Annotated in this window: 20 protein-coding genes; 6 read left to right on the top strand and 14 right to left on the bottom strand. The window is 70.8% G+C overall.

Annotation, left to right across the window (positions count from 1 at the left end; genetic code table 11):
* Positions 1-221: 221 nt before the first annotated feature.
* The 3 genes from AB0K60_RS02745 to AB0K60_RS02735 are packed head-to-tail and all read right to left on the bottom strand — an operon-like array spanning position 222 to position 4,166.
* Positions 222-1,286, bottom strand: a complete 1,065-nt coding sequence (locus AB0K60_RS02745) for an AAA family ATPase (protein WP_364047804.1) — start codon at positions 1,284-1,286, stop codon at positions 222-224.
* Complete coding sequence (locus AB0K60_RS02740) at positions 1,261-2,712, bottom strand: DUF5691 domain-containing protein (RefSeq protein ID WP_364047802.1); 1,452 nt, start codon at positions 2,710-2,712, stop codon at positions 1,261-1,263. Before AB0K60_RS02740 ends, AB0K60_RS02745 begins: the two co-directional genes overlap by 26 nt.
* On the bottom strand, positions 2,709-4,166 hold the full coding sequence (locus tag AB0K60_RS02735) for an SWIM zinc finger family protein (protein WP_364047800.1): 1,458 nt from the start codon (positions 4,164-4,166) through the stop codon (positions 2,709-2,711). The genes AB0K60_RS02740 and AB0K60_RS02735 overlap by 4 nt, the downstream gene beginning before the upstream one ends.
* Positions 4,167-4,533: 367 nt before the next feature.
* Here AB0K60_RS02735 and AB0K60_RS02730 point away from each other — a divergent pair, with 367 nt between their 5' ends.
* A complete protein-coding gene (locus AB0K60_RS02730) occupies positions 4,534-5,133 on the top strand; it encodes a cupin domain-containing protein (RefSeq protein ID WP_364047798.1) in 600 nt (199 codons plus the stop codon).
* A 66-nt stretch (positions 5,134-5,199) separates the two neighbouring features.
* Complete coding sequence (locus AB0K60_RS02725) at positions 5,200-6,741, top strand: aldehyde dehydrogenase family protein (RefSeq protein ID WP_364047796.1); 1,542 nt, start codon at positions 5,200-5,202, stop codon at positions 6,739-6,741.
* Between the two features lie 101 nt (positions 6,742-6,842).
* Here AB0K60_RS02725 and AB0K60_RS02720 read toward each other — a convergent pair whose 3' ends face one another.
* The 3 genes from AB0K60_RS02720 to AB0K60_RS02710 form a co-directional block, all read right to left on the bottom strand.
* Complete coding sequence (locus AB0K60_RS02720; protein WP_364047794.1) at positions 6,843-9,908, bottom strand: AAA family ATPase; 3,066 nt, start codon at positions 9,906-9,908, stop codon at positions 6,843-6,845.
* A gap of 10 nt (positions 9,909-9,918) precedes the next feature.
* Positions 9,919-10,581: a hypothetical protein gene (locus tag AB0K60_RS02715; protein ID WP_364047792.1), complete on the bottom strand. Its 663-nt coding sequence runs from the start codon at positions 10,579-10,581 to the stop codon at positions 9,919-9,921.
* A 232-nt stretch (positions 10,582-10,813) separates the two neighbouring features.
* Positions 10,814-11,194, bottom strand: a complete 381-nt coding sequence (locus AB0K60_RS02710; RefSeq protein WP_364047790.1) for a carboxymuconolactone decarboxylase family protein — start codon at positions 11,192-11,194, stop codon at positions 10,814-10,816.
* Between the two features lie 233 nt (positions 11,195-11,427).
* On the opposite strand from AB0K60_RS02710, the gene AB0K60_RS02705 reads away from it, so the two are divergent.
* Positions 11,428-12,189 carry an SDR family oxidoreductase gene (locus tag AB0K60_RS02705; RefSeq protein ID WP_364047788.1) on the top strand — a complete coding sequence of 254 codons (762 nt, stop codon included), beginning with the start codon at positions 11,428-11,430 and terminating at the stop codon, positions 12,187-12,189.
* A 65-nt stretch (positions 12,190-12,254) separates the two neighbouring features.
* Here AB0K60_RS02705 and ugpC read toward each other — a convergent pair whose 3' ends face one another.
* Positions 12,255-13,472 carry a sn-glycerol-3-phosphate ABC transporter ATP-binding protein UgpC gene (ugpC, locus tag AB0K60_RS02700; protein ID WP_364047786.1) on the bottom strand — a complete coding sequence of 406 codons (1,218 nt, stop codon included), beginning with the start codon at positions 13,470-13,472 and terminating at the stop codon, positions 12,255-12,257.
* A gap of 173 nt (positions 13,473-13,645) precedes the next feature.
* On the opposite strand from ugpC, the gene AB0K60_RS02695 reads away from it, so the two are divergent.
* Positions 13,646-14,680, top strand: a complete 1,035-nt coding sequence (locus tag AB0K60_RS02695; protein WP_364047784.1) for a LacI family DNA-binding transcriptional regulator — start codon at positions 13,646-13,648, stop codon at positions 14,678-14,680.
* Positions 14,681-14,716: 36 nt separating this feature from the next.
* On the opposite strand, the gene AB0K60_RS02690 is transcribed toward AB0K60_RS02695, so the two are convergent.
* On the bottom strand, positions 14,717-15,205 hold the full coding sequence (locus AB0K60_RS02690; protein ID WP_364048151.1) for a glutathione peroxidase: 489 nt from the start codon (positions 15,203-15,205) through the stop codon (positions 14,717-14,719).
* Between the two features lie 233 nt (positions 15,206-15,438).
* Between AB0K60_RS02690 and AB0K60_RS02685 the strand changes: the two genes are divergently transcribed.
* On the top strand, positions 15,439-15,990 hold the full coding sequence (locus AB0K60_RS02685; RefSeq protein ID WP_364047782.1) for a lytic transglycosylase domain-containing protein: 552 nt from the start codon (positions 15,439-15,441) through the stop codon (positions 15,988-15,990).
* 321 nt (positions 15,991-16,311) lie between these two features.
* Positions 16,312-17,172 carry a hypothetical protein gene (locus tag AB0K60_RS02680; protein ID WP_364047780.1) on the top strand — a complete coding sequence of 287 codons (861 nt, stop codon included), beginning with the start codon at positions 16,312-16,314 and terminating at the stop codon, positions 17,170-17,172.
* A 528-nt stretch (positions 17,173-17,700) separates the two neighbouring features.
* Here AB0K60_RS02680 and AB0K60_RS02675 read toward each other — a convergent pair.
* The 6 genes from AB0K60_RS02675 to AB0K60_RS02650 all read right to left on the bottom strand — a co-directional run bounded on the left by AB0K60_RS02675 (position 17,701) and on the right by AB0K60_RS02650 (position 22,471).
* Positions 17,701-18,033 carry a DUF202 domain-containing protein gene (locus AB0K60_RS02675; protein ID WP_364047778.1) on the bottom strand — a complete coding sequence of 111 codons (333 nt, stop codon included), beginning with the start codon at positions 18,031-18,033 and terminating at the stop codon, positions 17,701-17,703.
* Positions 18,034-18,059: 26 nt separating this feature from the next.
* Positions 18,060-18,455, bottom strand: coding sequence for a DUF202 domain-containing protein (locus AB0K60_RS02670; RefSeq protein WP_364047776.1), 396 nt, complete (start codon positions 18,453-18,455; stop codon positions 18,060-18,062).
* A 68-nt stretch (positions 18,456-18,523) separates the two neighbouring features.
* Complete coding sequence (locus AB0K60_RS02665; protein ID WP_364047774.1) at positions 18,524-18,886, bottom strand: hypothetical protein; 363 nt, start codon at positions 18,884-18,886, stop codon at positions 18,524-18,526.
* Positions 18,887-19,085: 199 nt separating this feature from the next.
* Positions 19,086-20,375 carry an ABC transporter substrate-binding protein gene (locus AB0K60_RS02660; protein WP_364047772.1) on the bottom strand — a complete coding sequence of 430 codons (1,290 nt, stop codon included), beginning with the start codon at positions 20,373-20,375 and terminating at the stop codon, positions 19,086-19,088.
* 33 nt (positions 20,376-20,408) lie between these two features.
* Positions 20,409-21,587, bottom strand: a complete 1,179-nt coding sequence (locus AB0K60_RS02655) for a branched-chain amino acid ABC transporter permease (protein ID WP_364047770.1) — start codon at positions 21,585-21,587, stop codon at positions 20,409-20,411.
* Entirely contained in the window at positions 21,584-22,471 is an 888-nt protein-coding gene (locus AB0K60_RS02650; protein ID WP_364047768.1) for a branched-chain amino acid ABC transporter permease, read from the bottom strand. The genes AB0K60_RS02655 and AB0K60_RS02650 overlap by 4 nt, the downstream gene beginning before the upstream one ends.
* Positions 22,472-22,475: the final 4 nt, after the last annotated feature.

Below are 22,475 nucleotides of genomic sequence, written 5' to 3'. Positions count from 1 at the left end.
CTGCGGCCAACGGACAGGTGCAGGCGCAGGCGTCGGCGGTGTTTGCGCCGGGCGCGGGTTGCTACGAGGCCGTTCACCGCACCTCTCCTTCGTGCAGGTGGGACGACCGCGTCAGCGGGATCGGGGCCGCGGATCGGTGGGACGGCGTTGACGGGAAGGGGCGGCGCGGACGTGGGCGGCGGCGCGGGAGCCGGATCCAGGTGAGCGGCTGGTGGCCGTGGTCAGTGGGCATCGCGGCACGCCCGGTAGAAGTCACGCCAGTCGCTGCGCTCGCGTACCACGGTCTCGAGGTACTCCTGCCATACGACGCGATCGGAGACCGGGTCCTGGATCACCGCGCCGGTGATGCCGGCGGCGACGTCGGCGGGGCGCAGGACCCCGTCGCCGAAGTGGGCGGCGAGGGCGAGGCCGCCGGTCACCACCGAGATCGCCTCGGCGGTGCTGAGCGTGCCGCTCGGCGACTTGACCTTGGTGCGCCCGTCGTCGGTGACGCCGGAGCGCAGTTCACGGAAGACGGTGACGACCCGCCGGATTTCCTCAAGCGCGGCCGGGGTCTCGGGCAGTTCCAGGGCCCGGCCGAGCTGCTCGACGCGGCGGGCCACGATGTCGACCTCCTCCTCGGCTGTGGCCGGCACCGGCAGCACGACGGTGTTGAAGCGCCGCCGCAACGCGCTGGACAGCTCGTTGACGCCTCGGTCGCGGTCGTTCGCCGTGGCGATGACGTTGAACCCCTTGGCCGCCTGGACCTCCTCGTTCAGTTCGGGGATCGGGAGCGTCTTCTCCGACAGCACCGTGATGAGGGCGTCCTGAACGTCGGAGGGCATGCGGGTGAGCTCCTCGACCCTGGCCAGCCGCCCCTCGGCCATCGCCCGCATCACCGGGCTGGGCGTGAGCGCCTGGCGCGACGGCCCCTCGGCCAGCAGCCGCGCGTAGTTCCAGCCGTAGCGGATGGCCTCCTCTGTGGTGCCGGCCGTGCCCTGCACCAGCAGGGTCGAGTCGCCGCTGATGGCGGCGGCCAGGTGCTCCGACAGCCAGGTCTTGGCGGTGCCGGGCACACCGAGCAGCAGCAGCGCCCGGTCGGTCGCCAGCGTGGCGACCGCCACCTCCACGATGCGGCGGGGCCCGATGTACTTGGGGGTGATCTGGTCCCCGTCGCCGAGGATGTACGTGGTCACCGCCCAGGGCGACAGCCGCCAGCCGGGAGGCCGAGGCCGGTCGTCCGATTTGGCGAGGATGGCCAGTTCTTCGGCGAACTGATCCTCAGCGTGCGGCCGTAGGACGCTCACCCGTACCTCCTTCGTCTCCGCCCGTCGCACGGGCGAGCTCACGATGCATGTCGAAGCGGAATCTGAGCACCGCCGCGAGGTCGCTGTCGACGTCGCGGGCGTGCTCGTGCAGCGCGGGATCGATGCGCTCTCCCGCCAGGCGGCACAGCTCCCCGGTGTTCCACGGCTGCACGCCCGACGTGTGCCGGATCTTCTCCAGTACGGCCGAGGCCAGCGGACCCGTCCACGGCCCCGGTATGCCACCGAGCAGCATGATCAACTGACCGTCGACGACCGCCCCCCGGATGATCGAGGCGACCTCGCGGGCGCGTTCCTCGGGCGGCAGCACGGCGATCACGTCGGCGACCGGTTCGCGTTGCAGCAGGGCACGTGCCCAGATCCGGTCGCGCTGCAGGACCACGGCGCGCACCAGACCACGGCGCACCTCCCGGCCCCAGTCACCGCCGTCGTCGTCCAGCCACTCGCGGATCCGGTCAGGGGATCCGCCCAGATGGGACTCCCACACGCTCAGCGGCGTACGGGCGATCACCTGCTGAAGCCACCAGGCCCGCTCGCCGGTGCCGCGCGGCGCCCTGGCCCGCACCCCGTCGCGCTCCATCGCCGCGTCGCACTCCTCCGGCGGCTCGATGACCAGCCGGCCGCGCTCCCGGGCCAGGCAGCGTCGCCCGCGTTCGGCCATCCGCTCCCCGAGGCGCGAGCCGGGCAGCCGGGTGAGCAGATCGGCGGCCTGCTGACGCACCTCGCGCCGCCGGTCGTCCAGCGCGGCCTCCAGGAAGGGCTCGTCGTCCGGCGACAGTCCATCGTCGAACACCGCGATGAAGGCCGCCCGATCCTCCGGCGTCTCCTTCGCCCAGCCGCGTGCCAGCAGTTCGCGGGCGGCGGCGGGGTCCGCCGCCCGAAGCCCCGCCAGGTGGGCGCGGCGATCGCCGCCGGTGCCCAGCTCCCACACGTCCGGCCCGAGCCCCGCCGCGTCTCCCGCCGCCTCCTGGAGGAGGTACGACCAGTCCGGATTCAGTCCGGCGAGCCAGCGCCCCCGGGCACCGGTGACCACCCCCAGCCAGGACCGCGCCGACCGATCCTTCGCCCCGTGATCGAGCAGCCGGGGAATGGTCTCCGCGGGAACCCGCAGCCCTCGTGCCGCCGCCGCCTCCAGCCACTCGTGCAGCAGCCGGGATCGCTCCCCGCTGAGAATGCGCGCCAGGCGCTCCCCGGCCGCCGACGGCACCAGCGGCCGATCCTCGCCGGGCGCACTCGGCAACGGCTCGCCCCGGTGAAGCCGCTGCCCCGCACGCCGTCGCACCACCTCCACGGCGGCCTTGCCGAGCAGTCCCGGCACCGGACGCCGATCGGTTCCCACCAAGGCGGCCGACACCAACTCCGCCCAGTCCACACCGCCGTCCGACGAAGCCTCAGCACGTGAGATCACAAGATCACCACCCGTCCGGTCTCCTCGTTCCAGACCGTCAGCGGACGGAATCCGCGCGGAGTCCATTCGGCGCCCACCGTCACCGGACGGCCGCCGGACACCGCGATCAGACGCCACGGCGTGCCCGTCTCCGGGTGCAGCGGCACTCCGGGCGCCGGTGCGTCGGCGGGTTCGCCGCCGGAGAGCAGCAGGTCCCGCCCGGCGCCGGGGACGACGCCGGCCAAGACCACGGGCCAGGACGCCACCCAGGGATCGCCGGCGAGCGCGCGGGCCACCTCGGCGAGGCACTCCTCGCGGGTGGCGCCGGGTGGTGGGCCGTCGCGGACGATCGCGTGGCGGGTCGCCACCAGTGCGCGCAGCGGGGACGCGCCGGGATAGAAGACGAGGTCGGCGTCGATGGTTGTGCCGGTCACCAGGGACGCGTCCAGCGCCTGGCCGGGCCCGGCGAAGGACAGCACCAGCGCGGCCCGGCCGGTCGTCCGGCCGCGCAGCCACACCCGGCGGGCGGTGAGACGGTCCTGTTCCTCGTCGCGGGACCCGATCACATCCCACCGGTCGCGGATTCCCTTCCCTGCCAGGACGTCCTCGCGGAGCACCGTGAACCCCACACGCGACCGGATCGTGTCGCGCAGCGGCCCCTCGCCCGTCTCGCCCCGGTACGCCACGGCCAGCAGATACATCAGGGCGTACTCGCCGAGCAGGTGCTCCGGCCAGTCGTCGGCGCGAAGGACCGCCGGAAGCCGGGCCACCGCGGCGGCGAGCCCCGGGGCCTGCACGTCGATGAGCCTGCGGTGCAGGTCGGCCCACGCGTCCGGCCCGGTACGGCGAGCCTCCGCGATGCCCTGCCGCATCTGGTCCTCAAGCCACCGCTCCAGGTCCGACAGCCCGGCCGCGACCCGCTCCTCCCGCTGCGCGGCGGCACCGGAGACCCGACGCCGCCCGCCCTCAACGGAAGAATCGTCGGAACCATCGTCGGAACTGCCGGATTCGGCGGACCCGGTGGACTTCGCGACTTCGGCGTCCCCCGCAGACCCTGCGGCCTCCGCGGCCCCTGCGGCCCCTGCGGTCTCCGCGGACCCTGCGGACGCGGCGGAAGCCGCCTTGGCCGCCGATCTCGCCGCACGCTCCCGACGCCGCGCCAGCCACTCGCCCGCCCATGCGGGCAGGGAGTCGGTCTCGGGCACCCCGCCCTCCGCCCACAGGAGAAGCAGCCCGAGGGCGTGCTTGCAGGGGAACTTGCGGCTCGGGCAGTCACACCGGAAGCCGGTCTCGGCGAGGTCGACGCACGAACGGTACCGCTTGGCCCCGCTGCCCGCGCACTCGCCGAAAACCATCTCCTCGGTGGCTCCCGCCCCCGACCACTTGGTCGCGACGCCGACGCCCTGCGCCGCCTTACGCGACGAGGCGTCCGGCGCGAGCGCCAGCACCTGATCCCTGCTCCACCGCTCGGTCACGGGCAGGAAGCTAGCGTCCCCCACCGACAATTGGCCGCGCCCGCGGCGCGACCACCCCGCCCGACCGCGCATCGACACCACTCCGCCCTGGTCACGGCCTCGCGCCCACCGCACGCGAGCACGAGGTCCCGCCTCAGGTCACCCGCAACCTGTCCAACCGCAAGATCGCCAAAAGCTCTTCATCTCCCAGAGACGCTCAGCGCCCCGTCTCCACCAACCTGTCCAGGCTGTGCGTGACGAACCAGGCCGCGGCCATGACCCGCCGCCCGGATCTCATCGATCGGCCGAAAGGCCGCGGCATGTCCGGTTCGCCACATATGATCAATACATGCTTTTGATAACCATTACCGACTTTCGTGCTGGTTTGATGGATAGAGCCGTTAAGGCCGTTGATGACGCCGAAGCCCTTGAGGTCGCCGCGCGGGAGTTCACCGGTCCCGAGCCCGTCGTCGCGGTCGCCGACGACGGGGACGGCGAAGGCAGGGCGGTGCGGTTTCTTCGGCGGGATGTCACCGGCGCCTTCGTGGCGGTGCAGCGGCGCCCGTCGGTCGCCGAGGCGCTCGACCTGATGCCGCATCCCGAGGGCGGATGGTTTCGCGAGACCTGGCGCACCGACGCCCGCTTCGAGCCGGACGGGTACGACGGGCCGCGCAACTCGGCCACCGGCATCTACTTCCTGCTGGGCCCGGGCGAGGAGTCGGTCTGGCACTCGGTACGCAGCGACGAGGTGTGGCTGTGGCACCGGGGCGGACCGCTCACGCTGCTGCTGGGCGGCACCGGGGAGGCCCCGGCGGGCGACCCGCAGGTGATCACGCTCGGCCCGGACGTGGAGCACGGCCAGATTCCCCAGGCCCTGATCCCCGCCGGCACCTGGCAGGCCGCCCGTCCGGCCACCGCCGAGGAGGTCCTGGTGAGCTGCGTCGTCTCCCCGGGCTTCGACTTCGCCGACTTCCGCTCCCTTTCATAGAATCTGCTGGCAGAGACGCGGAGGATCGGAAAGATTCCGCCGGTCGGTCGATCAACCCGGAGGTTCATGGTGTCCCGTCAGATCGTTTCCGTCGTCGGCGGCAAGGAGGCCGAGGCGGCAGGCACGCCGTACCGGTCGATCGATCCGGCCCGTATCGACGAGGTCGTGGCCGAGGTGCGGCTCGCGGACGCGGCCGTCTTCGCCGGGGCCTGCCGGACCGCGGCCGAGGCGCAGCGCGAGTGGGCGCGCGTCCCGGCCCCGGTCCGCGGGCGGGTGATCGCCTCGATCGGGCGACTGGTCGAGGCGAACGCCGAGGCGCTGGCCGCGCTGGTCACCCAGGAGATCGGCAAGCCGTACGCCGAGGCGCTCGGCGAGGTGCGGGAGATCATCGACACCTGCGACTTCTTCCTGGGCGAGGGCCGCCGCCTGTACGGCCAGACGGTCCCGTCGGAGATGCCGGACAAGAACCTGTTCACCTTCCGCGTCCCGGTGGGCGTCGCCGCCGTGATCACCGCGGGGAACTTCCCGGTCGCGGTCCCGTCGTGGTACCTGGTGCCCGCGCTGCTGTGCGGCAACGCCGTGGTGTGGAAGCCCGCCGAGTACGCCGCCGCCTCGGCGCACGCCCTCTACCGCCTGTTCGCCGCCGCCGGGCTGCCCGACGGGGTGCTGAACATCGTCTTCGCCGACGGCGGGCAGACGTACGCGGGCCTGGAGACGGCCCTGACCGAGGGCACCGTGCACAAGGTGGGCTTCACCGGCTCAAGCGCCGTCGGCCGGAGCATCGGCGAGCTGTGCGGCCGGCACCTGCAGTCCCCGTGCCTGGAGCTCGGCGGCAAGAACCCCATGGTGATCATGCCGGACGCCGACCTCGACCTCGCCGTCGAGGGCGCCCTGTTCGCCGGATTCGGTACGGCCGGGCAGCGCTGCACCTCTCTCGGCACGGTCATCGTCCACGACTCGGTGCACGAGGAGTTCGTCCGCCGCTTCACCCGCGCGGTGGCCGAGGCGCGCGTCGGCGACCCCCGCGAGGGCGTGCTGTACGGGCCGATGCTCGACCACAAGTTCGCCGAGCGCTTCGAGGAGTACCTGACCTGGGTGCGCCCGCACCACACCGTGGTCACCGGCCCGACCGGCCGGATCACCGCGGCGAACCCGCGCGGCGACTTCACCGGCGAGGGCGGCCTGTACTACCACCCGGTCGTGGTGGACGGCGTGCGCCGCGACGACCGTCTCTTCCTTGAGGAGACCTTCGGCCCGATCGTCGGCGTGACGACCTTCGGCACGCTCGACGAGGCGATCGAGCTGGCGAACCTGCCCGGCTACGGCCTGTCGTCGTCGATCTACACCACCGACCCCCACGCCGCGTTCCGCTTCCGCGAGGGCATGGGGGCCGGAATGGTGAGCGTCAACAACTCCACCTCCGGCGCCGAGGCCCACCTGCCGTTCGGCGGGAACGGCAAGTCGGGCAACGGCAGTCGCCAGTCCGGCATGTGGGTGCTCGACCAGTTCACGCGCTGGCAGGCCCTCAACTGGGACCACTCCGGCCGCCTGCAGAAGGCCCAGATGGACGTAGCCGAGATCGTTCCCGACCTCGGCTACCGTCTCTAGGAGTACCGTCTCTAATTTGCACCGGATCCGCGGGATCCGGCCTCAGTTGTCGTTGCGCCGCCGCCGGGCGGGACACCCGTCCGCCCGGCGGCGTACGGCGGTCATCTGCGGTCGTCGGGACGCTGGCGGCCGTCGTAGCCGAGCAGGCGCATGGCGACCTCCGGATCCATCGCCGCGGCGAGCAGCTGGGCGCGTTCGGCCGCCCTCTCCCTGGACGCCTCCGCCCGCGCACGGGCGGCCTGCTGGTTGCGGATCATGACCCAGGCGATCGCGCCGCCACCGATCACCACGAGCACCCCGACGAGCAGGATGATCAGCAGGCCGGTGGACAGGCCGTCCGGCTGCATGCCGGGCGAGGTGAAGCCGGACCCGTTCATCCCGCTCTGGCCGATGAACGCCGCGCCGAGCAGCGTGAGGGCCACCAGGGCGATGACCGCGGCGAGCACCACCAGCACGCCCCGTCCCGACCGCCGGGAGGAGGTCTCCTCCACCGGGACGTACGGCGGGGGCGGCGAGGCGGCCGACGGCCCGTCCCCGTTCCAGGGCACGAACTCCGGCTGCCCGTTGCGCGCGAGCGGGCCGCCGCCGTTGGTGGCCGGCAGCGCCGGTGTGATCACCGCCGGGACCGGCGCGGAGCTCGGCGGGAGGCTCGGCGGCGGGCTGATCGTGGGGACGCCGTTGTGCGTGGCCCCGGACGTGCCGTCGGCGAGCACGCCCTGCACGACCATGACCGGCGCGGACCCCGACAGGGGGACCGACGACGAGACCGGCGAGGGGGCCGACATCATCGGCCGGGCCACCGGGAGCGGCAGCATCGACTCGCCGTGCTCCAGGTGGGCGCGCAACGCCGCGTCGTGGTACTCCTCGATCTTCGCCTTGAAGGCCGGATCCTTGTAGACGGAGCCGTCGATGATGGTCCCGCGCGTGCCCTCGATCACCGCGGCCACGTCGTCGCCGCTGAGCGTCTTGTAGGTCTCCAGCGCGTGCGCGACCGCGAGCACCTCGGCACGGTTCTCGCGCAGGATCTTCTCCGCCTTCTCCATCAGCCGGTTGAGCGTGATCTCGATGCGCTCGCCGGTGCCGTCGTAGACGCGCTCCTTGTCGTCCTTGCGCAGGTCCTCGGTGGTGAACCCGATGCCGGGGGCGTCGCGCCTGCGCGGGTCGGGCTTGCCCGGCGCGATCTGCAGGCGCTGCAGCGCGGGCAGCGAGGAGAGGCCGGAGCCCATGCCCCAGTGCGTCTCCATCAGCGCCGCCACCGTGGTCGCCGAGTCGAGGTCGCCGGAGACGCCCGAGGAGTTGTCGTCGCCGAAGAACATGCGCTCACCGGCGAGCGACGCCAGCGACACCAGGATGTCGGCCTCGTACGTGGACCGCCACTCGGTGAACTGGTCCTCCACCGGGATGCTCGACACCATGCCGAGGTAGCCGGCGCCCTTCTCGATCGTCGCGATGTCGATCTCGAGGTGGTGCCGCACCCGGTAGGCCATGACCGCGTGGCAGGCCTCGTGCACGGCGGTGGCGTGCCGCTCGCGCTCGACGTACTCCACGCCCTCCGGCGGGCCGAGGCTCTTGAGGTGCTTGGCCCTGATGACGTCCTGCCAGGTGATCACCTCGCGGCCGTCCCGGATCGTCATGATCAGGGCCTCGTTCACCAGGTCCTTGATCTTCGCGCCGGAGTAGTACGGGGTGATCGTGGCGAGCTTGTCCATCTGCTCGTCGGTGAGCTCGTGCTTCACCTTCGCGAAGTAGCCCTGGTAGGTGCGCACCCGCCCGGCCTTGGACGGGTAGCCGACCTTGTAGATGCGGTCGATGCGGCCCGGCCGCAGCAGCGCCTCGTCCAGCGAGTTCGGCATGTTGGTCGCCATCATGACGAGGATGCGGTAGTTCGGCGGCGGCTTGGGCCGCATGCCGAGCATTCTGCGGACGTACCGGTTGACCAGGCCGCGCGGCTTCTTCAGGCCGGACAGCTCGGTGAGCAGCGCCTGCAGCGTGCCGGTGTCGCCGCGCCCGCCGCCCATGCCGCCCATGAAGAAGCGGTTGCGCTTGACCTGGGGCTCCTCGCCGCCGGTCGCGAGCGCGGTCTTCGTCAGCGACCACCGCACCTGCGGGGACAGGTAGCCGAAGCCGTTGCAGCCGTCGGTCGCGAAGGCGGGGGTGCTGCCCAGGCCGACGCCCTGCGGGCCCTGCTGGGCGAGCGTGCCCCGGCTGCCCAGCGAGTCGGCCTCGTCGAAGAAGACGATGACGCCGCCGTACCGGAGGGAGAGCTTGCGCAGCTTCCGGAACAGCGACTTGACCTTCAGGATGCCGATGCCCATGAACATGTTGATGAAGGCGCCGGGATCCACGAAGACGTACGGCTTGCCGGTCTCGCCCGCGACCGCCTCGGCCATCAGGGTCTTGCCGGTGCCGGGCGGGCCCCACAGCAGCAGGCCGCTGGGGACGTAGCCGCCCTTCTCCTCGATCTCGTCCGGCTTCTCCAGGAAGACGATGTTCTCCTTGACGCGCTCGACCACGTGGTCCTGGCCCCACACGTCGGAGAAGCGGGTCTTGATGTCGTCGGGGAAGTAGGTGTCGATGCCGCCGCGCGACAGGAACCAGAACAGGCCGACGAACTGGACGATGACGAAGAAGAACCCGAACGCCAGCTGCAGGCCGTACGGCAGCACCTGCCACACCAGCGACGGCGCGGTGAACAGCGCGGTGAGCGGGTTGGTGTCGAGCACCGCCGCGAGCACGATGGCGATGACCACGATCCAGAAGAGGATCTTGATCCAGCGGGCCAGCCGGAAGCGCGTCCAGTCGCTGAACCGCCGGTGCGACCAGCGCTCGAGCCCGCCGAACACCTTCTTCGTCCAGAAGTAGTGGTATCCGGCGGACCGCTCGCTGATCAGGAAGTGGATCTGGCGCAGGACCTCCAGCCCGAGCAGGATGAAGATCACCATGCCCCAGCGGTCCGTGGCCGTGGCCACGGTGGACTCCGGAATGGTCGTGATGCCCTCGTAGGTGACCATGTGGTTCCACACGAGGATCACGAAGGCGATTCCCAGCCCGATGAAGAACTTCAGCCGGTCCCACGGCGGCAGCTTCTTACGCGTCGCCCGCACCGGGTCGGACGGGCCCGAGCCGGGTGCCCGGAGCCCCTCCGCTTGGGGGGGAGAGATGTTCAACAGGACTCCTTCACGGGGTGTCCGGCTTGATCTTGAAGGATTGCGCGATGAGGTCGATCTGCTTGGACTGGGCCTTGTAGCAGGCGGACGAGCACTGGATGAGCAACACCGACATCCTCGAGCCGTCGCCGGACAGGTAGGCCGTCTGGTTGAAGGTCTGCGTCCCCTTCTCTCCCATCGTCACGTTGAAGACGGTCCGCACGCCCTTGGCGCCGCCCCGCTGGGGCAGCTCCTCATCCTTGATGATCTCCACGCCCGAGGCCGTGGCCTGCTCGCCCACGACCGGGAAGAGCGCGTTGCGCAGGAAGTTGAGGGACGCCTGCTGGCGTTGCTCCTCAGTGAGCGGCCGGACCATGGCCAGCGCGAACGGATCGTTGGTCGGCCCCGAGGACCCGACGAGGTGCTCGATCGACGGCGTCGAGTGCGCGTCGTACGCCACCGTCCAGATGAGGCTCTTGAGCTGCTGTGTCTGCGGAGAGTCCGGATCGCCCAGTATGACCCTATCGAGGGCTTTCTGGTCGACCTTCTGCCACTGTGCGGGCACTTTGAAGTACGCCTGGCCGCTGCTGTCCCGGACGTAGGTGAACTCCGGACCCGCACAGCCGGCGAGCACCACCGTCATGGTGGCGGCAAGCGCGACCGCCACCCCCGACCCTGCCCGCGATCTCTTCATGTGGGCCTTACCTCCACTTTGCGGGGTAACTAGGTGGTTGTGCCCGTTTTTCGAGTATCCCTCTCTCAACGGTAACCGCACAGCCTGGAAATCTTGACCAAATCTTGCCAGTAACTTGGCTCGACTTGTTACACGGAGGGAGGTAAGCGCCATTGTTTAGTTGAACCCTCAAGCCTAGGATGCGTCCGCATGGTAGGCGACCCGGTGTATGCCTGGCATAAGGTCCCCCCGATCAATCTTTCATGATCCGCTCGATCAGGTCCTCCACCTGCTCGTTGAGCCGCGCGCCGCGGGTCCAGCCCGCGTAGTGCGTCAGGAAGAAGACGACCTCGCGAAGCTCGTCGGGAGTGAACCTGCCGGTGCGCACCGCCAGGTCGAGCTGGACCTCCACCATGTCGTCGAGCCCCTGCCCCACCAGGAGGCCGAGCAGCAGCAACCGCCGGTCGCGATCGCTCAGCGCGTCCCGGGACCACACCTCGGCGAAGAGGTCCTCGATCATCTTGCCGAAGGAGCCCTCGCCTCCGGAGGGCTCCCAGCCGGGTTCCCTCCTCATCGTCCGCAAGCCGCGGGCGCGGCGGCGATCGCCGACCCACTCAGCGGCGCTCTCACTCATGAGCCACTCCACTACGTCGGATGGGCGTCCTGAGGGCATGGGCCGGGCCGCCCCGAAGGACGCCCCGGGACCCATCTTTGGGCACTTCCCGCGAGAGTGAAAGGTTCTGCGGTGAAGGGTTCAGACATGTAGCAATACCGCGTGTCGCGAAAGCCGGCCGTAACATGCGACGCCATCGCCGTTAACACCCCGTGATCCGCCCTCTGGTACGGCGGCGGCTCTACGCTTGGCCCATGCCAACCGCACTGATCACCGGCGCCTCCGCGGGCCTGGGCGCCGCCTTCGCCCGCAGGCTGGCCGGGGACGGTTTCACCCTCGTCATCAACGGGCGCGACGCCGGGCGGCTGCGCTCGGCCGCGCAGGAGCTGCACCGGCGGTACGGGGCCACCGTCGAGACGCTGCCGGCCGACCTCGCCGCCGAGGAGGGCATCGCGGCGGTGGAGGAACGGCTGCGCGCCGGGGTTGACCTGCTGGTGAACAACGCCGGGTTCGGCCACCGCGATGTCTATCTGAAGGTGCCCGTCGAGGACGAGCGGCGCATGCTCACCCTGCACTGCGAGGCGGTGCTCCGGCTCACCTCCGCCGCGTTGCCCGGCATGGCCGCACGGCGGCGCGGCGGAGTGATCAACGTCGGGTCGGTCGCCGCGTTCCTGCCCTCGGACACCACGTACGGGCCGTCCAAGGCGTGGGTGGTCGCCTTCAGCCAGACGGCGGCGGGCCAGGTGGCCGGGACGGGGGTGCGGGTGATGGCGTTGTGCCCGGGGTTCACCCACACCGAGTTCCATCAGCGATCCGGTCAGGATATTTCGGGCATTCCCGAATTCATGTGGCTGGACGCGGATCGGGTGGTCGCGACGGCCATGCGCGACTTCGCCCGGGGGCTGCGCGTCAGCGTGCCCGACCCGCGGTACAAGGCGATCGTCGCCCTCGCCCGACTGATCCCGCCCAACCTCGCCGGTCGCCTCGCGGAACTGTTCGCCGACCGGCTGCGCTGAGCCCCGGCGGGGCGGCGCGACCGATCGGCGGATCAGTGCGAGATCAGAGCGGGATCAGCAGGGGATCAGCGGCCGACGTTGGCCTCGTGGCCGATCGCCAGGCCGCTGTCGACGTCGAAGAAGTGCATGTTGTGCGTGTCGACGACGAGCTCGATCTCCTGGCCGGGCCGTACGTGGCTGCGGGCGTTCACGCGGGCGGTCCACAGCGACTTGTCGCCGACCAGCGGCAGCGCCGTCTCCTCGTCGTCACCGGCGTCCTGCGCGGCGACGGTGTCCTTGTGCTCCAGCGGCGGGGCGTCGATGAGGAACAGCACGTTGATCTCGCTGCCCAGCTCCTCGGTGACCTCCGCGCGGACCGGCAGGCGGGCCCAGCCGGTGTGGTCGTGGGCGGCGCTTGAGTCCTCGAAGTCGGAGGGACGGATGCCGAGGACCAGGTTCTTGCCGTAGTACTTGTCGAGGCCGGGCTTCTCGGCGAAGGTCGAGTCCGGCACGGGCAGCTTGAAGCCGGCGAAGTCGACGTGCGCGCCCTCGTCGCCGCGGACCAGCGTGGCCGTGACGAAGTTCATCGACGGGGAGCCCATGAAGCCGGCCACGAACAGGTTGACCGGGTTGTCGAACAGGTTCTGCGGGGTGTCCACCTGCTGCAGGACGCCGTCGCGGAGCACGCAGACCCGGTCGCCGAGGGTCATCGCCTCGACCTGGTCGTGGGTGACGTAGACGGTGGTGACGCCGAGGCGCTCGTGCAGGGTGTTGAGCGAGGCGCGCATCGACACGCGCAGCTTGGCGTCGAGGTTGGACAGCGGCTCGTCCATCAGGAACGCCTGCGGCTCGCGGACGATCGCGCGGCCCATCGCGACGCGCTGACGCTGACCGCCGGAGAGCGCGGCCGGCTTGCGCTTGAGGTACTGCTCCAGGCCCAGCATCTTGGCCGCTTCCTTGACCCGCTGCTGAATCTCCGCCTTGGGCATCTTGCGGAGCTTGAGGCCGAAGGCGAGGTTCTCCTCGACCGTCATGTGCGGGTAGAGGGCGTAGTTCTGGAACACCATCGCGATGTCGCGGTCCTTCGGCGGCAGGTGGTTGACCACCCGGTCGCCGATGACGATCTCGCCGGCGCTGATGTCCTCCAGACCGGCGATCATCCGCAGGGCGGTGGACTTGCCGCACCCGGACGGGCCGACCAGCACCATGAACTCGCCGTCCTTGATCTCAAGGTTGAGGTCGTTCACGGCCTTGACGCCACCGGCGTAGATCTTGTCGACGTGCCTCAGAACAATCGATGCCATGACAGTCCTTTGCGCTCAGGTCGGGCCGGTCGGCGCCCTCTCCTGTTTGGATACGTTTTCATCATGACACACGATTCGTGACTGGAGTGTCAAGAAGTTCGGCGTTTTCATGGGATTACCTGGCCCAGGATGGCTGGTCAAGGCGCGGAAAATCTGGTGGAATCGTTTCCATCATGAGCACGAGTCCACGACGTCGTACGACGATCAAAGATGTCGCCGAGGCCGCGGGGGTGGGGGTCGCCACGGTCTCGCGGGTGTTGTCGGGGACCGGGTCGGCGAGCCCGGAGACCCGGGAGCGGGTGCTGGAGGCGGCGGCGCGGCTGGACTACCGGCCCAGCGCGCTCGGCCGCAACCTGCGCCAGCGGCGGTCGGGCGGCATCGGCCTGCTGGTGCCCGACATCACCGACATGTTCTATGGACGGCTCGCCGACGGCGTGTTCGCCTGCGCCCGGTCGGCGGGCGAGCCGGTGATCGTGGGGGTGACCGGGGACGACCCCGAGCGCGAGGCCGGGCAGATCGGCACGCTGGTCGAGCAGAGCGTGGAGCGGGTTATCGCGGTGCCCGCCGGGGACGGGGAGAGCTGGACCTCGGCGATCCGGGCGGGCCTGACGGTGGTGTTCGCCGACCGCCGCCCGCCGGGCCACGACGCGGTGCCCGCCGTGCTCTCCGACGACCGCACCGGCATGCGCACGGCCCTGGAGTACCTGACCGGCCTCGGGCACCGGCGCATCGCCTTCCTGGCCCGGTACGGCCAGCGGCAACGCGTGCGCGCGTTCACCGAGACGCTCACCTCGCTCGGCGTCCCCGCGGACGAGGAGCTGATCGCCTACGCGCGGGCCAGCCGGGACTCGGCGTACGCGGCGGCGGCCGGCCTGTTCCAGCACCGCCCCGACCTCACCGCGCTGCTGGCGGGGGGCAACATGCTGGGCGAGGCGGCCGTGCTGGCGGCGCGCGAGCTCGATCTGCGGATCCCGCGCGACGTGTCACTGATCATGTTCGACGACGTGCCGTGGGCGGAGCTGTGCTCGCCGCCGCTGACGGTGATCGCCCAGCCCGCGCGGGACATGGGCTATCGCGCGGCGGAACTGGTGCTGCGCGAGGGCCGCCGGGCCCGGGGGGTGCGGGGGGCCACGCTCCCCACCGAGCTGATCGTGCGGGCGAGCTGCTCGCCGCGGCGGCAGCCCACGCCGGGCGGCAGAATCAGGTGAACATCAGGTGAGAACCAGGCGAGAACCAGGCGAGAACTAGGCGAGGACCTTCTCGATCGCCTCGACGACCGCGGGGTCGTCCGGCGTCGTACGGGGGCGGAACCGCGCCACCACTTGGCCCTCGGCGTCGATCAGGAACTTCTCGAAGTTCCACTGGACGTCGCCGGCCTCGCCGTTCGCGTCGGGGAAGGCCGTCAGCTCCCGATAGAGCGGGTGCCGGTCGTCGCCGTTGACGTCGGTCTTCTCCAGCAGCGGGAAGTCCACCCCGTACGTGGTGGAGCAGAACTCCTGAATCTCCTCGGCGGTGCCCGGCTCCTGCCCCATGAACTGGTTGCAGGGCACGCCGACGACCGTGAAGCCGCGCTCGCCGTAGGTCCGCTGGAGCTCCACCAAACCCGCGTACTGCGGCGTGAGTCCGCAGCGTGAGGCCACGTTGACCACGAGCGCGGCCCGCCCGGCGAGCACCTCGGCCAGGGTGGTCGGCTCTCCCGCCAGGGACCGCACGGCGATCTCCGAAAGGTTCAGCAGCATAAATCTCTCCGTTCTGTGACAGCTATAACCAAGTGGCATGAGCCGGGCAGTTATTCCGAAATGTGGTGCAGGTCACTGACCCCTCAGAGAACTCCTGCTAGACAGGTCGCGTCAACCCGCGAAACAAACCAGACGATCACCCCAGAAGCGTACTAAATTTCTGATTCGCGGACGAATGCGGCAGTGTGTCGGCGTTCCCCTGTTCCCCATACGAAAGGGACTCGCCTATGCCGACGCTTCGCCGCACCGGTGCGACGCTGATCGCGACCGCCGCCCTCGTCGGCGGCACGGGCACGGTGGCCGCCGAGGCCGCCCAGGCCACTGAGGCCGCCAAGGCCACCGAAGCCACCGAGGCTTCTGAGGCCGCCAAGGCCACCGCCCCCGCGATCACCACCGCCCGGAAAGCGACCGCCAAGGCAGCGTCGACGGCCGTCTCGGCGGCCGCCCGGCGGAAAACGAGCAAGAAACTCAGCAGAAAGGCCAGGAACAAGTCGATCGCCCGTCCGATGGTGCGCGCCCGCGGCTGGTCCTCCGACCAGTACGCCTGCCTGGTGAGGCTGTGGAACCGCGAGAGCGACTGGAACCACTTCGCGCGCAACCCCGGTTCGGGCGCCTACGGAATCCCCCAGGCCCTCCCGGCGGGAAAGATGGCCGGCGCGGGACGCGACTGGCGAACCAACCCGAAAACACAGATCAAGTGGGGCCTTCGGTACATCAAGGGCCGGTACGGCACGCCGTGCGCCGCCTGGGCCCACTCCAGGTCACGGGGCTGGTACTGATCCAAACCCCATGGACGGGCAATCTCTGGCACCGTCCGAGGTCAGCCCCATTCCGAGCCGGTTAACCGCGTTCCCCTGAGACGGGACACCCCTCGCACCGGTTTGGCAAACACCTCTCCGCACCGGGTCGCAGGTCATCGGCTGCGACGGATTCGCGTACTACAAACCGCCATAGGACCCGTCGCGGTGCCTACCGGAGCATCCCATCGCGGGATGTATCAGGACCGGTCGGCCACGCGGACGGCCGGCGTCCGCCCCACGGGCGAGCGGTCGAACGACGGGCACGCAAGCGCATCGCGGAACCGGCATCACCACGGTCACGTGACGCGCTCCCGCGCGCCCGCCTTCCGCACGCGGCCCGAGGAGAGGATCAACATGGACAGCAAGCGCACGTTGCGCAGAACCGTTGTGACCGTGGCGACCACCGCCCTGCTGACCGGCGGCGCGGCCATCGCGGCCCACGCCGACGGAAAGCCGCCGCTCGGCCCGCAGGCCGCCGGTTCGGAATCGCCGCGCGATTCCGAACCGGCGGGACATCCGGAATCCCGGCCCGGCGCGAAGGGGGGATCGGAGCACTCCGCGGAGGCGTCCTCCGACCCGAGCGCCGAACCGGGCGCCGACCCGAATTCCGATCGCAGACCGGAGAGCGGGCCCAGGCCCGGCCTGAACACGACCGGCACCGACATCGGCGCGGACTTCACACCGGATCGCCTGACCGAGACGGAGACCCTGCCGGCCCTCACACCGAAGCGCGACCCAGGGCACACTCTCCAGCCCGCACACGTGCACGAGGGCGTGTGGACGACCCGCGCCAAGCCGAGGAACGCGGCCCTGCAACGGGCCAGGCGCATGCTGCGCGCCTCGGCGCAGCGCGGCGGGAACATCGCGGTCAAGACCTTCGCGTTCCACATGGTCACCCGCCGCTCCTGGTCCCGGGCGCAGTTCCAATGCCTGGACCACCTGTGGACAAGGGAGAGCAACTGGAACCACCGAGCGACAAACCGCTCCTCGGGCGCCTACGGCATTCCGCAGGCGCTGCCCGCCTCCAAGATGAGCGTCTCCGGCCACGACTGGCGGGTCAACCCGAAGACGCAGATCAAGTGGGGGCTGCGCTACATCAGAAGCCGGTACGGCACGCCCTGCGCGGCCTGGGCCCACTTCCGCGCACGCGGCTGGTACTGAGCCGGGGAAACCGCGGGGGGCGCTCAGGGGAAGGGGCACCGCTCGCGGACGGCACCGACCGCACGGAAGGCCACAAAGGCACGCCGACCACACAGGGACGCGGGACACATACGGCACGCGGCCACAAAGCGACAGTCGGGGCGCAGGCGGCACGACGCCCGCCGACAGGCGCATACCGGCAGGCGGGGCACGCGCCACACGAGGCACGGGCGGCGCGGGCGGCCGGGTCACGGGACGGCTCCGGAACCGGATGATCTCCGGTACCGGAGCCGACTTCACACCCGGCCTGTCCGTGCGTTGACTGCCTTACCCACATGGAGACGCCCAGCGCTTCGCCGCCGAGGAGGCCGAGCGCGCCGAGGAGATCGCCGAGACGATCGCGCAGGGCTCGCAGGACTGACCCGGCGCTCACCTCCCGCGCGTCCGGGGGGACGCGCCCTGCGGGCGGGGTGCGCCGCACGGCGTTCATCGCCGCCCTGCGGCGGCCCGACCGGCTCTCCCACGACGGCCGGGCCGACCCACCGATACTCAGGTCAGGTGGACGACCACGGCGAAGCTGCCTCCGGCCACCGCCATCACGCCCAGCCACGCGAGCACCGCGTCGGCCTGGCCGTCCAGCGGCCTGTTCGCGTGCAGGGCCTGCTGCACCTTGCGGAAGCGCACCCCCGTGCGGGCGAGCAGTACGCCCCCGCACAGCGCGGCGAGCGCGAACATCACCACGGCGAACCCGTGGATGTCGACGCCCAGCGCGATCTTCGTTGCGCCCAGTCCGCCCACCGCGAGCGTCGCCGCCGTACGCGCCCAGGCGAGCCGGGTGCGCTCGCTCTGCAGTCCCTCGTCCCACACTCGTTCGGGGGGCACCCTTTCGGGGGGCGTTCCTTCGGAGGTCACGGCGTCAGCAGGATGAAGACGAGCGCGAGCACGGCGACGGCGGCCACGCCGTACCCGAGCAGCGGGGCGATGGCCGGTGCGGGAAGGGGCCTGCCGCCGCGCAGCGCCCGCTGTACGCGTCGCCACCGTGGATAGGCCAGACCGGCGGCCAGCGCCGCCAGCAGGACCAGCACGACGGCGAGCAGCGTGCGCATCCACGGCTCGAACACCCGCCCCGGCAGGGCGGCCATCGCCACCCCGGCCGCGCTCAGCGCCAGCGACGTGCTGAGCCAGGTGAGGAACGTGCGTTCGTTGGCCAGGGTGAACCGGGGGTCGGGCTCGCTGTCGGACCGCCCGTGAGCACCCCCCGAGCCGCGCGGGGCATCGTCCGACACACCGTGCGAAGAGCTCATGTGACCAGCGTAATCACCGATTTTCCCGCCCTGGTGGAAGGGAATGCGCGCAGCCGGGCACGGCCGCGTCAGGTGCACTCGCGGGCGATCTTCTCCGCGGCGGCGGCCCCGTCGGTGGCGGCCTTCTGCGCCGCGTCGACCGCGTCGTTGACGTCTTTGACGTTGAGCCCCTCCAGGCTCTTCGACAGATCGTCCAGCGCCTCGTTGAGGGTGGTGTTGCCCGCCTTGTCGGCCGCGTCGCTCAGCCGCGCCGCGCCGTCGTTGAGCGCCTTCTCCATCGCGGCGGGATCGTTCGCCAGAGACCCGATCTTCGCGACCGTGTCAGCGACGATCTTCGAGCTTTCCAGGCACGCCTGGGCCTTGTCCACCGTGCTGCACCCCGCGATCGTCACTGCGAGGACGGCCGCGGCGGTGAGGGAGAGGAGTCGCATGGCTCGAACCTACATCGCCCCCCGCCCCCACCGCGTACGGCGCGGCCTGCCGTAGACGCCACATCCGCGAAACACCCGCCGGGCACCCGCGAGCCGTCGCCGGACCCGCGCACGCCGCGCTCCGCGGCCATCCCGCCCCGGGACCCCGCGGCGCCGGTCACCGCCGTGAAACGCCCGGCTCCCGGCCCGCGGGGAACGGTCAGAGCTTCTCGTAGCAGGGCCCGTCGAAGGTGTACGCCTGCGCCGTCGGCCCGGTGAACAGGTTCTTGACCACCGTGATCCCGGTCGGCGCCGACTCGTCCACCTTGCCGATCACCGTCTGCCGGAACGTGGCGGCGTTGGGGTCGCCGCTGTAGTTGCCGGCCTCGGGCGGCAGCATGCCCTCGTAGTCCACGGTGGACAGCGACTTTACCGCCGCGAGCAGCCCCTTGCGGCTGATGTCGCCGCCGGCGACCATCTTCTCCAGCGCGGCCTTCATCGGGTACGCCCAGCTCCACCCGGAGGTGTAGCCGTCGTTGGGAGCGGACACGTTGCCCAGCGCCTCGCGCATCGCCTTGTGCCCCGGGGTGTCGGCGCCCCACGGCAACCCAGGCGACGACTGTTCATAATGCGCCTTCAGCGCCTCGGCGGCGGGGCTCTTCAGGAGGGCGGGGTTCCAGGTGGGCCCGGTGCCGATGAACCGTCCCTTGTAGCCGCCCGCGACCGCCTGCCCGACGATCGCCGCCAGGTCGGCCGGGCCGGTGGTCACGATGACCAGGTCCGGCTTGTTCTTGGTGATCTCGGCGATGGCGCGGCCCTGCTCGGTGGCCCCCGAGGGGGTCTCCACGGCGGTGAACTTCAGGCCGTGTTTCTCGGCGGCGAACTTGGCGCCCGCCGCCGCGTCGGCCCCGTAGTCGCCGGCGTAGTAAACCGCCATGACCGACTTGGGGTTGTACGCCTCCATCGCGTAGTCGATGGAGTTCATCGACTCGACGCAGTAGTTGGAGCCGGACTCGATGATGACGTCCTCGAACTCCCAGGCCGAGGTCCAGGACGCGGGCGCGGCCACGATGCCGTTCGTCCTGAGGTCGTCGATGATCGCGGCGGTGGTGGGCGAGCCGAGGGTCTGGGAGAGGGCGAGCACGTGGTCCTTGATCTCGTTGTAGACCTGGCGGTGCACCTCGGGGTTGTATTTATTGTCGCGGACGTACGCCTGCACGTCGACCTCGTACTTGCCGCCGATGCCGCCCGCCTTGTTGACCCGGTCCCAGAACGCCTTCTGCGCCTGGGTGATCGGCACGGCCAGGGCGGCGAACGGCCCGGCGGTGAGGTCGGAGATCGTGCCGAGGTAGATGCACCCCTTGTTCTTGTCCACCGCGATGGGACACGGCTCGCGCGTCACCCCCGTGGTCACCGCGCCCTCGCTGCCCTCGTCGTCCCCCCGGATGACGCCGCACGCGGACAGGAGGGCCACCAGGACGACGGGTACGAGCAGGTGGCTCCTCTTCATCGAGTCCCTCCAGATTTCTGCCGGTTTCGGGGATCAGTACGAGAAGGGCCAGCTCTTCCAGTAGTTGCGCACGCGCACCCAGATGCCGAACAGGCCCCGTGGCTCGAAGACCATGAACAGCACGATCAGCAGGCCGTACAGGACGGCCTCGACCTGGAAGACGTTGGGATAGGTGGTGGTGTCGGCGCTGATGAACGGCACCAGCGCGGGCAGTTCCCGGGTGAAGCGGGGCAGCAGCGTGATGAACAGCGCGCCCGCGATCGACCCGGAGATCGTCGCCGCGCCGCCGATCAGCACCATCGCGATGTACTGCACCGACATCAGCAAATCGAACGAGGTCGGGTCGAAGAACCCGCTGACGGTGTAGAGCAGCGCCCCGGCGCACCCGGCGTAGAACGACGAGATGGCGAAGGCGAGCAGCTTGTAGCGGGTGAGCGGCACGCCGATCACCCCGGCGGCGATGTCGCGGTCGCGCACCGCGGCGAACGCCCGGCCGACCCGGGAGCGGGCGAGGTTGCGCGCGGCGACCGCGAAGACGATCAGCAGCACGAGCATGAGCAGGTAGAGGAGCTGCTCGCGGGTGCCGAGCGGCCCGTCCTGGTCCAGGCGCAGGCCGAACAGCTCGGGTGCGGCGGCGGGGCGGCCGACGCCGGGGCCGCCGGTGAGGTCGTCCCACTCCTTGAAGACGTGCTGGCCGAGGAAGACCAGCCCGAGGGTGACCACCGCCAGGTAGAGCCCGCGCAGCCGGATCGCGAGCGGCGCCACCGCCACCCCGGCGATCATGGCGACGAGCCCGGCGGCGGGCAGCCAGATCAGGATGTTCGTGACGCCGAGCCCGAGCACCCGCCCGTCCGGGTCGCCGGACAGCGCCGCCCCGGTGTACGCGCCGATGGCCAGGAAGAACGCGTACCCCAGGTTGATCTGCCCGGCGTAGCCGCTGACGAGGTTGAGGCCGATCGCGCCGATCGCCGCGATCAGCGCGGTGGCGAGCAGCGCCAGCGTCTCGTCCACCAGGACCTGCGACAGCAGCAGCGCGACCACGATCAGCGCGGCCGTCCACGCCTTCTTGGCGCGGGTGTCGAGCAGCGCCATGTCCTGGGCGTAGGAGGTGTAGAGCAGCGGCCGCCCGCGCGGCCGCCGCGCCGCCCCGGCCCGCGCGGGCGCGGGGGCGGGCGGGGCCGTGGGGTCGGCCCGGTGGTCGATGTCCGTCATACGCGCTCCACCTCCCGGGTGCCGAAGAACCCGTACGGCCGCACCAGCAGCACGACCAGCATGACCACGTACGGTGAGACGACCGCGAAGTTCTGCCCCAGCCACGGCGCGAGATCGCCCTGGTAGGACTGGACCAGCGACTCGACGACGCCGATGACGAGCCCGCCGACGACCGCGCCGCCGAGCGAGTCGAGCCCGCCGACGATGATCGCGGGCAGCGCCTTGAGCGCGATGATCCAGGTGAGCTGGTCGACGCCCTGCCCGGTGCCGACGAACGTGCCGGCGATCGCGGCGAGCCCGCCGGCGATCGCCCACGACATGGCGAACACGGCGCCGACCGAGACGCCCATGCCCAGCGCGGTCTCCTGGTCGTAGGCGGCGGCGCGCATGGCCAGGCCGTACCGGGTGTAACGGAAGAAGGCGAACAGCAGCGCGACGAGCAGCGCGGCGGCGACGAGCATCGCGATCCAGCGCTGCTGGACGGCGAGCGGGCCGATGGTGACGAGGGAGAAGCCCCACGGGTCGCCCATCTGCCGCACGTCCTCGCCGATGAACGCGTTGACGACGACCCGGATGACCACGTCGATGCCGAGCGTGATGATCGCCACGACGAACACCGGGCGGCCCACCATCGGCCGGATCGCGACGCGTTCGACGCCGAGCGCGACCAGCGCGATGAGCAGCGCGGACGCGGCCAGGGCGGGGAAGAAGCCGACGGCCTCGCTCAGGTAGCTGACCGCGACCGCTCCCCCGATCATGAACGCGGGCTGGGCGAAGCTGACCACGCTCGTGGCCTTGTAGATGATCACAAAGCCGAGCGCGAGCAGCGCGTAGACCGAGCCGTTGCCCAGCCCGCGAATCAGCGACTCAAGTAATTGACTCAAGTAA

Origin of the sequence: Thermopolyspora sp. NPDC052614 (assembly GCF_040678635.1) — a bacterium.
Lineage (GTDB): Bacteria > Actinomycetota > Actinomycetes > Streptosporangiales > Streptosporangiaceae > Thermopolyspora.
The sequence above is the reverse complement of the archived record's forward strand: the minus strand, read 5'-3'. Positions and strand labels throughout refer to the sequence as shown.